The organism is Staphylococcus succinus (assembly GCF_029024945.1).
GTDB lineage: Bacteria > Bacillota > Bacilli > Staphylococcales > Staphylococcaceae > Staphylococcus > Staphylococcus succinus.
The window spans coordinates 259022-274765 of the sequence record NZ_CP118976.1; the positions used below are offsets into that span (position 1 = coordinate 259022).

Annotated in this window: 13 protein-coding genes and 1 pseudogene; 11 read left to right on the forward strand and 3 right to left on the reverse strand. The window is 33.7% G+C overall.

What is annotated here, in order from left to right:
• The first annotated feature begins 102 nt into the window (after positions 1-102).
• From PYW31_RS01090 to PYW31_RS01105, 4 genes are read left to right on the forward strand one after another with little or no spacing between them, the layout of a single operon-like run.
• A complete protein-coding gene (locus PYW31_RS01090) occupies positions 103-687 on the forward strand; it encodes a non-oxidative hydroxyarylic acid decarboxylases subunit B (protein WP_046837505.1) in 585 nt (194 codons plus the stop codon).
• A gap of 26 nt (positions 688-713) precedes the next feature.
• Positions 714-2144: a non-oxidative hydroxyarylic acid decarboxylases subunit C gene (locus PYW31_RS01095; protein ID WP_046837506.1), complete on the forward strand. Its 1431-nt coding sequence runs from the start codon at positions 714-716 to the stop codon at positions 2142-2144.
• 1 nt (position 2145) lies between these two features.
• Positions 2146-2373, forward strand: coding sequence for a non-oxidative hydroxyarylic acid decarboxylases subunit D (locus tag PYW31_RS01100; RefSeq protein WP_046837507.1), 228 nt, complete (start codon positions 2146-2148; stop codon positions 2371-2373).
• 14 nt (positions 2374-2387) lie between these two features.
• Complete coding sequence (locus PYW31_RS01105) at positions 2388-2843, forward strand: pyridoxamine 5'-phosphate oxidase family protein (RefSeq protein WP_046837508.1); 456 nt, start codon at positions 2388-2390, stop codon at positions 2841-2843.
• A gap of 214 nt (positions 2844-3057) precedes the next feature.
• Here the strand turns inward: PYW31_RS01105 and PYW31_RS01110 are convergent, their stop codons facing one another.
• Positions 3058-3603, reverse strand: coding sequence for a helix-turn-helix domain-containing protein (locus PYW31_RS01110; protein WP_046837509.1), 546 nt, complete (start codon positions 3601-3603; stop codon positions 3058-3060).
• A gap of 87 nt (positions 3604-3690) precedes the next feature.
• Here PYW31_RS01110 and PYW31_RS01115 point away from each other — a divergent pair, with 87 nt between their 5' ends.
• The 7 genes and pseudogenes from PYW31_RS01115 to PYW31_RS01145 all read left to right on the forward strand — a co-directional run bounded on the left by PYW31_RS01115 (position 3691) and on the right by PYW31_RS01145 (position 13347).
• Positions 3691-4875, forward strand: coding sequence for a CynX/NimT family MFS transporter (locus PYW31_RS01115; protein WP_046837510.1), 1185 nt, complete (start codon positions 3691-3693; stop codon positions 4873-4875).
• 178 nt (positions 4876-5053) lie between these two features.
• Positions 5054-6538, forward strand: coding sequence for a cardiolipin synthase (gene cls / locus PYW31_RS01120; protein WP_046837511.1), 1485 nt, complete (start codon positions 5054-5056; stop codon positions 6536-6538).
• Between the two features lie 175 nt (positions 6539-6713).
• The gene (gene gabR, locus PYW31_RS01125; protein WP_046837512.1) at positions 6714-8099 is read left to right on the forward strand and encodes a MocR-like transcriptional regulator GabR; all 1386 of its coding nucleotides are present in this window, start codon (positions 6714-6716) and stop codon (positions 8097-8099) included.
• A gap of 108 nt (positions 8100-8207) precedes the next feature.
• Complete coding sequence (gene gabT / locus PYW31_RS01130) at positions 8208-9524, forward strand: 4-aminobutyrate--2-oxoglutarate transaminase (protein ID WP_046837513.1); 1317 nt, start codon at positions 8208-8210, stop codon at positions 9522-9524.
• Between the two features lie 87 nt (positions 9525-9611).
• Entirely contained in the window at positions 9612-10991 is a 1380-nt protein-coding gene (locus PYW31_RS01135; RefSeq protein ID WP_046837514.1) for an NAD-dependent succinate-semialdehyde dehydrogenase, read from the forward strand.
• A 158-nt stretch (positions 10992-11149) separates the two neighbouring features.
• Positions 11150-12541: pseudogene (locus PYW31_RS01140) on the forward strand (APC family permease).
• A 197-nt stretch (positions 12542-12738) separates the two neighbouring features.
• Complete coding sequence (locus PYW31_RS01145; protein WP_046837515.1) at positions 12739-13347, forward strand: flavin reductase family protein; 609 nt, start codon at positions 12739-12741, stop codon at positions 13345-13347.
• Between the two features lie 212 nt (positions 13348-13559).
• On the opposite strand, the gene PYW31_RS01150 is transcribed toward PYW31_RS01145, so the two are convergent.
• Together PYW31_RS01150 and PYW31_RS01155 are read right to left on the reverse strand one after the other, a co-directional pair.
• Positions 13560-14453 carry a fructose bisphosphate aldolase gene (locus PYW31_RS01150; protein WP_046837516.1) on the reverse strand — a complete coding sequence of 298 codons (894 nt, stop codon included), beginning with the start codon at positions 14451-14453 and terminating at the stop codon, positions 13560-13562.
• A 133-nt stretch (positions 14454-14586) separates the two neighbouring features.
• Positions 14587-15312 carry a class I SAM-dependent methyltransferase gene (locus PYW31_RS01155; protein WP_046837517.1) on the reverse strand — a complete coding sequence of 242 codons (726 nt, stop codon included), beginning with the start codon at positions 15310-15312 and terminating at the stop codon, positions 14587-14589.
• Positions 15313-15744: the final 432 nt, after the last annotated feature.

Genomic DNA, 15744 nt, shown 5'->3' on the forward strand with positions numbered 1-15744 from the left:
AACCTCCTTAATACCTTAAAAGTATATAAAGCATATTTAATATATATTTATTGTATTATATCTATTACTTTTATACTAATTGTTGAGAGGAGCGTTAAAGTAATGAAATTAATTATTGGTATTTCGGGGGCCACAGGAGCAATTTTTGGCGTTCGCTTATTAGAAATATTGCGAGATGTTGAAGATGTTGAAACACATTTAGTAATGTCCAACTGGGCAAAGACTACAATCATTGAAGAAACAAATTATAGTGTAGCAGAAGTCCAATCATTGGCTGATTATCAATATTCACCAAAAGATTTAGGGGCTGCTATTTCTAGTGGATCTTTCCACATTGATGGCATGATTGTAGCGCCGTGTAGTATGAAATCTCTTGCGTCAATAAGCATAGGGTTAGCAGATAATTTAATTACGCGTGCTGCAGACGTGATGCTCAAGGAAAGCAAAAAAATAGTCTTAATGACGCGAGAAACGCCATTAAACCAAATACATTTAGAAAACATGTTGAAATTATCACAAATGGGAGTAACTATTTTCCCGCCAATGCCAGCTTTTTATAATCATCCTAAAGATTTAGCAGATATGATTGATCACATTATATATCGGTTGATTGCACAATTTGGTATTGATCAATTACCTCAAGAAAAAGTTTGGACGGGGTTTTCGAATAAAGCACAACATATTTAAATATATTCAGAAAGGGAGATACAATAATGGCTTACAAAGATTTAAGAGGATTTTTAGATTTGTTAGAAGCGGAACAGCAATTGATTAGAGTAAAAGATGAAGTTATGCCAGAACCTGATTTGAGTGCGATTGGAAGAAGCGCACCAGATATGGAAAGTGCACCTGCAGTACTAGTAGAAAATATAAGAGGCTATCATACGCCTGTGGTTTTAAATGTACATGGCAGCTGGCAAAATCATGCATTAATGCTTAACTTACCTAAAAATACACCTACCAAAGATCAATTCTTTGCTTTAAAAGAAAAATGGGATAGATATCCGATTAAGCCTAAATGGGTGGATGCGAAAGATGCACCAGTAAAGGAAAATATTATAACTGAAGAAGATGGAATAAATTTATTTGATGTATTACCACTATTTAGAATAAATGAATTTGATGCAGGGTTTTATTTATCTAAAGCTCTAATTGTTAGTAAAGATCCTAATAAACCTGATAATTATGAAGAACAAAATGCTGGAACATACCGTGTTCAAGTTAAAGGCAAGGATAAAGTGGGGATTCAACCGTTACCATTCCATGATATTGCTGTACATTTACAACATGCAGAGGAAAAAAATGAGCGTTTACCTATAGCGATTTGTCTTGGTAATGATCCGGTATTGAGTTTTATGGCAAGTACACCAATTGAATATGTTCAATCAGAATATGACTTTGCAGGTGCTCTAAAAGGGGAACCGATAGAACTAACGAAAAGTGAGTACGGCAATTTAGATATTCCCGCACGTAGTGAAATTGTGTTAGAAGGATATATAGAGCCACGTGAACGTGAGATAGAAGGACCATTTGGTGAATTTCCTGGTAGTTACTCAGGTGCAAGAAAGCAACCTATTGTAAAAATCACGAAGATTACGCATAGAGATAATCCAATATTTGAAAACTTGTATCTCGGTATGCCATGGACTGAAATTGATTATCTTATTGCTTTGAACACAAGTTTACCGCTATATAAACAATTAAAAAGAGATTTTCCAGAGGTAGAAGCAGTAAATGCTATGTATACACATGGTATTGGAGCAATCGTGTCTACTAAATCTAGATTAGGCGGTTATGGTAAAGCGGTGGCCATGCGTTTACTATCAACACCACATGGAATGCCATATACCAAAATAGCCATTATAGTAGATGAGTTTGTGGATCCATTTAATCTTGAGCAAGTGATGTGGGCGCTAACAACACGAGTTCGACCAGATAAAGATGTTTTTAAAGTGCCTTATGCACCAGGAATGCCATTAGATCCGTCTTCTGAACCGGCTGGACTGCACACGAAATTAGTTATTGATGCTACAACACCAGTAGGTGCAGATATTGGGCGAGATACTGAATTACTTGGTACACCTAAAGATGCGAATGAATGGAAAGAAAGACTTAGTCATTTAAATAGAGGAAAGGAAGATTAATATGATATGTCCAAGATGTGATTCAGAAAAAGTAGAATTGTTAACGACAGCACCTAAAGATAATGCCTGGGAAGTCTATATATGTGAGACTTGCACATTTTCTTGGAGAAATACAGAAGGTGAAAACATTACTAATCCTGAACAATATAGCTCTAAATTCAAATTAAAACCAGAAGAATTTGAGCATTTAGATCAAATTCCACCTATTCCTGATTTGATTAATAAATAAGCGAGGTATAGATTATGAATTTACCTAAAGAAATTATTGAATTATTGAACGGGCAGGACTTAGAAGACAAAAAACATTTAGTTATGATGTTACAGTCTATTACAGCTGAAGGATACCCACATACAGCTATGGTGAGCGTAGGGGAAATTGTTGCTATAGATTCTGATAATATAAGAATAGCTTTATGGCCAGATACCCAAACAGCACAACGTTTAGTTGAAACAGGAAAAGGCAGTCTTGTTATTGTTTACGCTAAAAAAATATATTATATTGAATTGGATTTAAGCGTATTACCTAGCTTGAACAATGAAATTTATTGCAGGTTACGATTTGAAGCATCGGTCAAAACAGTAAAAGAAGATAATGCAAAATATGCAGAGATTATTTCAGGTATATCAATACAATTATATGACGCTGAAAATGTCGTTGAACGCTGGAAAGTAACTGTGAAAGAGTTGCTTGATGCTTAAAATAATTACAGAAATTGTAATGGACAATAGTTTGTATAGAATAGTTTGTTGAGTCATAATTATAATTTAAAATAGGCCAGTTCACTTGTCAAAAAGTGGACTGGCCTATTATTGGATGGAATTGACTTGGTGAAAATAAACAGTACATATGCGCACTTTATTTTTCAAGAAATATATATATACTATTAACACTTGTAATATATAAGTATAAGAATTATTGATAGTAAATTGTAGCAGTAAATACGACTGTTTTATCTAACGGGTTAAAGTATGTGTGTGTGACATCACTTTTAAAACGAAACGCTTGATTACTATTTATTGTATATTTTTCAGAATTAATCGCAATTTCCAACTGACCAGCACTTACAATAATGTATTCTTCAGATTCTGGATGATGAGGCTCGGAAATCATTTTTCCACCAGGTTCAATTTGCATTTTAAACATTTCGAATTTTTTTTGATCATCATACGGAAAGTAAGGATAGATAGCGACTTGGTCTTCGATAATTGGGATAATGTCGGATTCATCGATAAAGTCTATACTTTCATCATTTACAGCAGTTAATTGTGACAATGATAAATGCAAGCCATTGGCAATTTTCCATAAAGTAGTAATGGTCGGATTAGAAGCGCCCTTTTCAATTTGACTTAACATATTTTTGCTGACGCCAGTCATTGTTGCTAATTTATCTAAACTGAGTTGATGCTTTTTACGATAATTTAAAATATTTTTAGCTACTATGTTTTGGATATTATACAAATAATCGCTCCCTATTTACATTATAACGTACATATTGTACCATATAATGTGTTGTTTTTAAAAAATAAGTTTTAAGGCGGTCAAAAAATGGACTCATATAAGAAAAATAAACCAGTTAATTGGTTATTATTTATAGGCATATTATTAGTTGCAGCAAACCTTAGAGCACCTATTACATCTATTGGTGTTGCGTTACCTGATATAAAAACGGATTTAGCGATGTCTAATAGTGCCGTTAGTGTGATAACGGTTGTTCCATTATTAGCATTTGCAGTGATTTCTCTATTTGCGGCGAGAACGAGTAATAAGTTTGGATTAGAGAAAACCATTTTTGTTGCATTGTGTCTTATACTTATCGGCATAATTGTAAGGTCAATCACTGGCATTTCATGGCTTTATATAGGTACCGTGTTGATTGGTGTTGGGATAGGTTTTGGCAACGTGCTTGCACCAGCAGTAATCAAATCAAAATTCCCATTACATATTGGGGTAATGACAGGTTATTATACAGTCGTGATGAATGTATTTGGTGGCCTATCATCTTATGGTACAGCTCCTTTAGTTAAAGCGTTTAATTATAATATTGCTATAAGTGCAATTGGTTTGATTACGCTACTAACACTAGTCGTTTGGTCATTTCAAATAAAAGGCAAGCAAGAAACTGCTACGGCACTATCGTATGAAAGTGTCAATGTATGGAAATCCCCACTATCGTGGCAAATTACGATACTCATGGGTGGGCAATCTCTTATATTTTATTCTTTGATTAATTGGATGCCAGCTTATTTATCACAAAATGGACTCTCTATTAGCGAAGCGGGTGCGTATCTATCTATAATGCAAATAGCTATTATCCCTTTTACTTTTATTACACCAATATTCGCAACAAAAATGAAATCACAATTTCTGTTGACGTTTATTACCGGACTACTCTTTGTTGCAGGGGTTGCTATTATGCTATTTATGCCAACACTTGCAATTATTTCTACTATATTAATAGGTATTGCAGGAGGATTGGCATTTGGATTGGTGAATACGTTCTTTAGTTTAAGAACAGAGCACATACAAACATCAGCGAAACTATCAGGTATGGCCCAATCGGTTGGCTATCTTTTTGCAGCATTAGGCCCGTTATTATTTGGTATATTACATGACTTAACAGGACAATGGCTTGCTTCATTAAGTATATTATTGATTACAGCGGTTGGTATAACTTTATTTGGTTCGCAAGCAGGGCGTAATCGCACAATAGAACAAACATTGAAAAAATAGTTTTATTATATTTATAAATAAATCTAGATAAAGCATAATAAATAGCAACTGTATGCACTTTAGAATATAATGGAAACCATTCATAGTAGGTAACAGGTGTATAAAAAATGCATTGCTTACAGAAATTATTATAGAAAATTTATAGTGGAGATGAAAAGAGAAAGTATGAGGTGATTTGATGCAACTAATATTTGATGCAAGTGTAAGCCCGATATATCGAGGTGTATTAGCTTTTTTCTTTATAATTAATATTGTTTTAGCTTTATTAATTGTATTTTTAGACAGAGATAGAAGGGATGCAACTGCAACATGGGCTTGGTTGTTCTTGCTTTTTGTTATGCCAATCCTAGGTTTCATCGTCTATATATTCTTTGGACGAGGCATTCGTAAAAAACGTGAAAAGGGATTTCAACATAATCAAATTGAAGATGGAATGAATAGGGTGAAAGCACAACTCCAAGATTCAACGAATCATATCTTTAATTCGGAAAACCCGATTGTTAGAAAGCATGCAGATATTGCCCAAACGTTAATGTCTAAAGAATCATCATTTTTAAGTAATGATAATAAAGTAGACATCTATACAGATGGTCATGATTTATATGATCAAATGAAAGCAGATTTACGTAATGCCAAAAGCTATATTCATATGGAATATTATGTTTTAGAATTAGATGGTTTAGGTACCGAAATCATAAATATTTTAGAACAAAAGGCTAGTGAAGGATTAGAAGTTAAATTACTTTATGACGCAGTAGGATCTAAAACGGTACATAAATCAAAATTTAAAAAATTTCAATCTTTAGGTGGACAAGTTGAAGCCTTTTTCAAAGCTAAAATTCCGTTTGTGAATTTTAGAGTGAATAACCGAAATCATCGAAAAATAGTTGTCATTGATGGTATGACGGGATATGTAGGCGGTTTTAATATCGGTGATGAGTACCTAGGTTTAAATGAAAAATTTGGCTATTGGAGAGACACGCATCTCAGAGTTAAAGGTGACGGCGTTGATGCATTACAATTAAGTTTTATTCACGATTGGAATTCACAAGCAAAACGAGAGCAATTGGATTATAATGCGAAATATTTCCCAGATAACGCACAACAGGGCGGGGATGTATCTATGCAAATGGCGGTCAGTGCACCAAGTGACAATTGGCACCAAATAGAATTTGGTTATATGAAAATGATTATGAATGCTAAAGAATCTATATACATGCACAGTCCATATTTTATACCTGATAAAGGTTATATCAATGCATTACGCATTGCAGCTAAATCCGGTGTCGATGTCCAATTAATTATTCCATGTAAACCGGACCATATTTTTGTTTATTGGGCTACCATCACTAGTGTGGCGCAATTGATAAAAGATGGGGTTAAAGTGTACACATATGAGAATGGATTTATTCATTCGAAAATGATGATTATAGATGATGAAGTTTCAAGTGTAGGGTCATCAAACATGGATATCCGTAGTTTCGAATTGAATTTTGAAATTAATGCTTTTATGTATGATGAACAAATTGCTAAAAAACTAAAAGCTGCTTTCTTTGAGGATTTAAAAGTATCGAAGGAGCTTACTATAGAACGTTATGAACAACGTTCTAATTGGATCAAGTTTAAGCAAGCTATAGCAAAGTTAGCATCACCTATTTTATAGAATGAAATTGAATGTTATTAATGAATGAGTATTTTAAAACAGTGGTTATCGAGAGGATAATCGCTGTTTTTGATTAGAAATTAAAAATGTAGAGCGATTTATAAATTCATTAACAACTCTATCTAAACAATGTGTATAATATATAAATTATAGAAAGAATTAAAGGGGTGTAATCATGCAACGAGACACAGAGCAGTATATTTATCGAGAAATATATAATCGTTTAAAAGAAGACATACTTGCATTTAAATACGATAGCCATGAAAAGTTACCGTCTAAAAGGGGAATGGCAGAACATCTTAGTGTGAGTGTCAATAGTGTGAAATCAGCTTATGAACAATTATTAGCAGAGGGATATATTTACACTAAAGAACGGAAAGGATATTTTATTGAACCCTTAGATAAATTAATTATTGATCCACATGCGCATATTACATTAGAAGCACATGAAAGTAATCTTGAAGAGGCTTATGATTTTTCTTTTTCTCATATGAGTACCGACATCTCAGAATTTCCAGTAGATACGTGGACGAAATTAATGAAAAGAGTATTTCAAAATTACGATTATTATTTATCCGCGATACCACATATCAAAGGGCCAGTAGAACTGAGACAGTCTATAGCTAAGTTAGTATCATATCAAAGAGGGATACAGTGCCATCCAGAGCAAATTGTTATAGGGTCTGGGACGAATACATTATTAATGAAGTTAATCCAGCTAATGGAAGATGACGTTAAGGTTGCAGTGGAAAATCCTGGCTATTCGAGGTTTCGAGCGTTGTTAAAGCAAACAGAGACACACATTTTACCTATAGAATTAGATCATAAAGGCATATCTATAAATCAAATTAAACAGCTGCAGCCACAAGCTGTAATTGTGACGCCTTCACATCAATTTCCAATGGGAACAATTATGCCTGTTTCAAGACGAATCGATTTATTAAATTGGGCGAGTCAAAACCATAGCTATATTATAGAAGATGATTACGACAGTGAATTTAAATATGAAACTGATAATATCCCCTCATTATTCAGTTTCGATAAAAATGAAAGTGTCATCTATTTAGGTACATTTTCGAAAACACTTATGCCTGGACTTCGTATAAGTTATATGATTTTACCAAGTACATTAATTAAAAAGTTTGAATCACAGAATCATAATATGATTCCTGATTTTTCTATGTTAAATGCATTGACATTAAATTTAATGATTAAAGAAGGACACTATGAAAAATATCTTAAGAAAATGCATCAACTCTATGGCAAAAAAAGAGCGTATTTAATAGCAGAGCTCAATAAAGTATTAAAATCTGATATCACGATTAAAGATACGCAAGCAGGATTACATTTTATAGTAGAAGCAAAGTCTCGATACACATACAAAGAAATTGAAACACGTGCAAGAGCTCAAAAATTAGAACTTTATACAATAAACAGGTTTTCTGTGAAAGCGCTTCAAAATAATTCTGAATCTAAATTACTAATCATAGGTTTCTCTAAAATTCAGCAACAGCAAGTACCAGAAGCTGTTCAACGTTTAAAAAAAGTATTGTTAGGATGAGTTGGTACCATCTATTAAGGGAAACTGGTGCTTTACACAATACCAATAATATTCTAAATTTTTAGATAACATTAAAATTTTGAATATAAAAGTGTAGGGGGTTTCTTTATGTCAGAGCAATTTGAATATTATAAAGCAAAAAGAGAACAATATGTAGCACGCGGTGTTGGTAACGGTAATTTACATGTTGCAGATAAAGCACAAGGTTCTACGATTACCGATATAGATGGCAATACATTCATTGATTTTGCAGGTGCAATTGGTACATTGAATGTAGGACACACACATCCTAAAATAACAAAACATTTAAAAGAACAGTTAGATAAATTCATACATCCCGGTTTTAATGTCATTATGTATGAAAGTTATTTGAATTTAGCCCAAAAACTAACTGAAATTACACCTGGTCATTTTGATAAAAAAGCAATTTTACTTAATTCTGGTGCTGAAGCAGTTGAAAACGCTGTGAAAATTGCACGTAAATATACAGGAAGACAGGCAGTTGTTTCATTTGTCAGAGGTTTCCATGGGCGTACAAATTTAACGATGTCTATGACAAGTAAAGTAAGACCTTATAAGTATGGATTTGGACCATTTGCTCCAGAAGTCTATCAAGCCCCATATCCAAATGTCTCTGAAAAAGCCGAATCATTATCAGAAGCTGAATACATTGATCAAGTCATTAATAAATTACATGATTTCTTTATCGAAACAGTAGATCCAAGTGAAGTAGCATGTATTGTTATGGAGCCAGTACAAGGTGAAGGTGGATTTATTATTCCAGATTCAAAATTTGTGGCAGCAGTTAAACAAATTTGTGAAGATAATGGTATTGTTTTTGTTGTAGATGAAATTCAGACAGGATTTGCACGTACTGGGAAAACATTTGCAATAGAACACTTTGATATTGCGCCCGATTTAATCACAGTTTCAAAATCATTGGCTGCAGGTTTTCCGTTAAGTGCAGTTGTAGGTAAAGCGGAAATTGTTGATAGTGCATCCCCAGGTGAATTAGGTGGGACATATGCTGGTAATCCATTAGCTTGTGAAGCGGCATTAAAAGTTATTGATATTATAGAAGAAGAGCAGTTAAATGAGAAAGCAGAAACATTAGGATATAATTTAGAAAATTATTTATACACGTTAAGTGAAAAACATGACAGTATAGCAAATATTCGTCGTTTGGGGGCAATGGTTGCATTAGAGATTATAGATCCTAAAACGGGGCAACCAGATAAAGTACGCACTGGAAAAATTGTACAGGCAGCAAACCAAAACGGTTTATTATTATTATCTGCTGGTATAAAAGGAAATGTGATTCGTTTCTTAGCGCCATTAGTTATTACTGATGAAGAACTTAACCAAGGATTGACAATCTTAAAAGAAGTATTTGATCAAGTTGCAACGACACACCGTATATCATAAATTGACATAAAATAGAGCCAGTTTAAAGCATACGTTTTTAAAGGTAATGATTTAGTATAACTAAAGTTAAAAAGGGGAGTCGAACATATGACACAATTGGAAGTTACTAATCCAGCGACAAATGAAGTCATTGAACGTCTAGAATATACAAGCCATGAGGATATTCATACACAAATTGAACGTACACATCAAGCTTTTGAAAAGTGGAAATATAAAGATGCTCATGAACGTTCAGCTAAGTTATTACAGTGGGCAACACTTATTGATGAACATCAGGATGAACTTGCACGTCTTATTACATTAGAGGGCGGTAAGCCATTAGCAGAAGCAAAAGGCGAAGTTATTTACGCGAATTCATATGTAAAATGGTATGCCGAAGAAGCTAAGCGTGTATATGGACGTACAATACCAGCTAACACACCGTCTAAGAAGATTGTTGTAGATAAGTTTCCTGTAGGCGTTGTTGGTGCAATAACACCATGGAATTTCCCAGCAGCTATGATAACACGCAAAATCGCACCAGCTTTGGCAGCAGGGTGTACAATTATATGTAAACCAGCAGTTAAGACGCCTTTAACAACGATTAGACTAGTAGAACTTGCGCATGAAGCGGGGATACCAAAAGATGCTGTGTCTTATATTATTGCTTCCGGCAAAGATGCTGGCGATATATTTACAAGTCATGAGCTTATCAATAAAGTGACCTTTACTGGATCGACAGGTGTGGGGAAAACACTTATTGAACAATCCGCGCAGACAGTTAAAAATGTAACGATGGAACTCGGTGGTTTGGCACCGTTTATTGTCCATAAGGATGCGGACTTAGAGGCTGCGGTGGATGGAACAATAGCTTCTAAATTTAGAAATGCAGGACAAACGTGTATTTGTGCAAACCGTATATATGTACATGAAGATATTGCTGACCAATATATTGAAAGCCTTACAGAAAAAGTCCATGACTTAAAAATTGGTAATGGATTAGATGAAGGTGTGAAGGTTGGTCCAGTCATCGATGCTAATGCAGTGGAAAAAGTCCTGTCACACATTACAGATGCTCAAGATAAAGGTGGTAAATTATCTAGAAGTGTTGATGATATCCAATCACTAGGTGGTAATTTCTTGAAACCAGTTGTGATATCTAATGCAAATACAAATATGAAGGCAATGTATGAGGAGACTTTCGGTCCCGTAGCGCCAGTCATGACATATAGTGACTTAGATGAAGTCATTCGTATTGCTAATGATACAGAATTTGGCTTAGCATCATACTTCTTTACTAATGATTATCGTACAGGATTAAAATTATTTAACGAGTTAGATTATGGTGTAATTGGTTGGAATGATGGTGGACCATCTGCAGCACATGCACCGTTTGGCGGATTGAAAGAAAGTGGATATGGCAGAGAAGGCGGTACAGAAGGTATTGAACCATACTTAGAAACAAAATATCTCTCTGTAGAAGTCTAAAAATAGAAATACATGAAAGTTAACAATATATATAAACAAAGGCAGTCATAAATGAAATATAGCAATTAACTGATGGTAGGTTAAGGATGAAAAAGACAGTAATTTCAATCTTAACCTATCACTTTTTAAAATTTAATGAATGTTATGGGGTATGTTCAATGAAATCGAAATCGCAATTTAATAAAACGATGAATGTTGTTGACGTCTTGTTCCTTGCTATTGGTGCCATGCTAGGATGGGGTTGGGTTGTCCTTTCGGGGGAATGGGTGTCTACAGCAGGTTTTGTAGGTAGTATTATCGCATTTTTACTAGGTGGATTTTTAGTTATAGTAATTGGATTAACTTATGCGGAACTTGCTTCTGCTATACCAGAAACGGGTGGAGGCTTCATCTTTGTGAAGAAAGCTTTTTCTCCGGGGATCGCATTTATCTCTGGTTGGTCTGTATTATTTGGATACGTTTCAGTTATAACGTTTGAAGCTGTGGCATTACCAACTGTAATTGATTATGTAGTACCCTTTGAACACCAAGGTTTAATGTGGAATATTGCTGGATGGGATGTTTATGTTACGTGGGTATTAATTGGTTCTGTAGGTAGTATTTTATTGACGTCGTTGAATTATTTTGGCGTCAAACCAGCAGCTATTATGCAAACGGTATTTACTATTTTTATTGTTGCAGTAGGTTTATTATTAGTATTCGGTGCTGGATTTAACGGTGACTTTAGTAATTTAAAACCTTTTGAAAATGGTGTGGGCGGTACCATGTCTGTGCTAATGATGATACCATTCCTATTTGTTGGATTTGATGTTATACCTTAAATTGCTGAAGAAGTAAAAGCGCCTTCGAAAAAAATTGGTGGCATTTTAATATTCTCCATTGTTGCTTCGGTAATATTTTACTTACTTATCGTATTTGGTGTGGCAACAGGACTTTCTCCAAAGGCGTTATCAAGCAGTAATTTAGCGACTGCTGACGCTATGGTTAATCTGTTTGGCAGTAATGGGTTTGGTGTCTTACTTGTACTTGGTGGCGTAGCAGGTATTATTACAAGTTGGAACGCCTTTATTATAGGAGGCAGCCGCATATTGTATGCAATGGCAAACAACGGAATGATTCCCAAGTGGTTCGCCTATATACATCCGAAATTTAAAACACCAACACATGGTATTCTATTCTTAGGTATTCTAGCTTTTGTAGCGCCTTTATTAGGACGACCGGCCCTTTTATGGATTGTTAATGCGGGAGGAATTGGTGTGGTGTTAGGCTACTTGCTTGTTGCTTTTTCATTTCTGAAGTTACGTAAGAGCCAACCAGGATTGGAACGACCTTATCGTATTAAGAATGGCAGAGCGGTGGGAATTATTGCTATTATTTTAAGTATTTTATTTATTGTAATTTATTTGCCAGGAATGCCTTCTTCTTTAGCTTGGCCATCTGAGTGGTTAATTGTTATTGTATGGTATTTGATAGCATTTGTGCTTTATTTTACACAAAAAAGAAAAACGACTAGTCATTATAATATACCAGCACATATAGAAAAAGAATAAATAAAAAAAGCATGTCTTCTAAAATAATGAAGATGTGCTTTTTTATTAACAATACTTGAATAAAATAAATGATATAGATGTTTGAAACATAGCAATTGTTATTATTTTAAGTATTAAGTATAATTACACATAGCTTAAAGACATGTTGCTTATTTTAAAACAATATATAGCGTTATTGTTTAAAGGAGAATACAAAAATGAAAAAATTATTAGCAAATCAATTATCAGATGTGCAAAATTATAAATTATTATCGGGGAGTATTATTCCCAGACCTATCGCTTTCGTAACATCACAAAATAATAATGGTGTCTTGAATGCGGCACCGTTTAGCTTTTTTAATATTGTAAATAACGCACCACCTATGATATCAATTTCAGCACAACGCGCAGGTGGTAAACGTAAGGATACAGCTTTAAATATAGAAGAAGTGGGCGAATTTGTCGTTCACATTACTGATGAAAACAATGTGGAAAATGTCAATATAACAGCAGCACAATTGAAACCAGAAGAAAATGAGCTGGACCACACTAAGTTTACACTTGTTGACTCTGAAAACATTACGGTGCCAGGTATAAAAGAGGCGAAGATTCGATTAGAATGTAAATTGGAGCGAATTGTAGAAATCGGTTCAAAAGATGACGGTGCAGACCTTATTATAGGTGAAGTGGTGAAGTATCATATCGATGAAGATATTTATTTTGGGGATAGCAAGATAGACGCATTGAAACTTGAACCTGTCGCACGTTTAGCAGGAAATGATTACGCAAAATCAGGAGACACATTTACAATTGAACGACCTGAATAGTGAATTTTATTAATATAAGTATTACGGATGAACGAGTTAGGGACAAAGTATGTTATGAAATATTGAAAGTGAAAAGAAATAAACTCGAATAACATAAAAAGGAAGATTTCTATATTAAAATAGAAACCTTCCTTTTTTAAGTTATCTAAAGTATTTGTAATGCTTAAGATTTCCTAGGAAATACTATTTAAAGAAAAAGTAAGCTTACAAAATTATAAATTTTTGTTAACAGAAGCGTCGTAGATAGAATCTACTGTTTCAGCTAAAATTTTGTCAAATTCTTCTTCAGATTGATTTACATTTAAATCATTAATTAAGGCACGTGAGAAACTAGCAATAAGACCTTCGTTTTGTTTTAGTACTTCGTTCGCATGTTCTCTACTATAACCGCCAGACAACGCAACAACTCTAACAACATTTGGGTGATTAATTAATGATTGGAATTGGTTAACGTTAGTAGGTATAGACAATTTCAACATGACAAGTTGATCTTCGTCTAATTTATTTAATTCTTCTAAAATAGCGTCAGTTAAATAGGATTCTATTTCTGCTTTTTCTTCAGCATTTATATTAACTTCAGGTTCGATGATAGGCACTAATCCAGCAGCAATGATTTGTTTAGCAACTTCAAATTGTTGTTTTACAACTGAATCAATGCCTGCTTTATTAAGCTCTAGAATGTTAGAGCGCATTTTCGTACCAAAAATTTTATGTTCATTTGCACGACGTAATAAATCGTCTAAATCTGGCATTGGTTTCATTAATTGAACGCCATCTTTTTCTTCGGCTAAGCCTTTATCGACTTTTAAGAATGGGACAACGCCTTTATCTGCTAAGAAATCGCCAGTATGTTTGCCATCGACTTCGCGGTCCATTGTTTGTTCGAAAAGGATAGCACCAATAATTTTTTCTGAGCTGAATGCAGGTGATGATACAATACGCGTGCGCATATCATGAACGAGCTTGAACATTTCGTCTTCACTACTATATTGATCTTCAGTAACGCCGTAATCTTTTAAGGCTTTAGGTGTACTCCCACCACTTTGGTCTAACGCAGCGATGAAGCCTTTACCATTTTTTACTTTATCCAATTGTTCTTTATTCATTCTTACCACTCCTTATACTTTGTTCAACTTCAACTATAGTATGATAAAAATTACACTATAACGCAAGTTCTGAGCATCTTAGATTTAGAAATATAATAAATAGAATACTAACTTTAATAAATAATAGGGATACTTAGGAGAAAGGCTTAGTAATGGCAATTAAAAAAATAGGTGTTGGGTTATAAAAAGCATCTTTTTTTCTATATACACGTTGATAAACGTCAACATCGACATGAATATGCTTAAAACCTAAACGCTGCAGAATTTCAATGTCGTATTGTGGTCGTTGTTGTTGATTAATTGAAATACTTTGCTTAATGGCTTCGCTTTCTTGCAACATAGTATCGCCTAATGCGAGGTGGGCATGATCATCAGGGATATTACTATAGTCTTCAAATGAATCTTTACCATAGTCTCCATCAATATTAATGAGTGTGCCATTGGCTTTTAATACTCTGAGCCATTCACTATATACTCCTTGTGTATTTGACAATAACCAAGTGACATTTCGAGCAATAACGACGTCAAATGTTGCATCTTCAAAATCTAATTGCTCAGCATCCATAATTTGAAATTGTATTTGTTGTTGAAAATGTTGTGCATTTTGTTGTGCCGATTTAATCATGTCCGAAGATATATCAATACCTGTAACATCGCCACCTTGTTGTGCACATAAAATAGCTAGGAATCCTGCTCCAGTACCTATATCCAAAATTTTCATGCCTTCTTGAATCGATGTAACATTATTAATTTCCTTTATCCATGCTTGAGCATGGGCACTTTCTAATTCCGCTTGTTTATCTTTGCTAAAAGATAGTGCACGCTTGTCCCAATAGTTAATGATTTTATTTTTATTCATTTTAATGACCTCTTTGTTAAAATTCTTATAAATATCTACTACATATTATAGAATAAATTCACTCGAAAGTAAGAAAAGATGATAGTAATATTTTATAAGAAAAAATTGATTTTAAAAAATATGACGCTATATTGCTATATTAATATTGAAAAAGGAGGCTTAATTTTTGATGAAAAACAACTTCATTTCATCAAAAAACAAGAGAATATAAATTCAACAATTTATTAAAAAATTCTGTTATTTTTACATGTAAGCTAAAAAAATACAAAGAAATATTTATACATTTTTATTGCATAAAAATACATAATGTAAACTTTGTAAGATTTGTTCAATTCGTTAAATTTAAACTTAACACTGTGATTGTGGCAATTTTCTTAAGATGATAAATTAATATGATTATATAATTATTCATCTTTTTAAGATGATAAATTT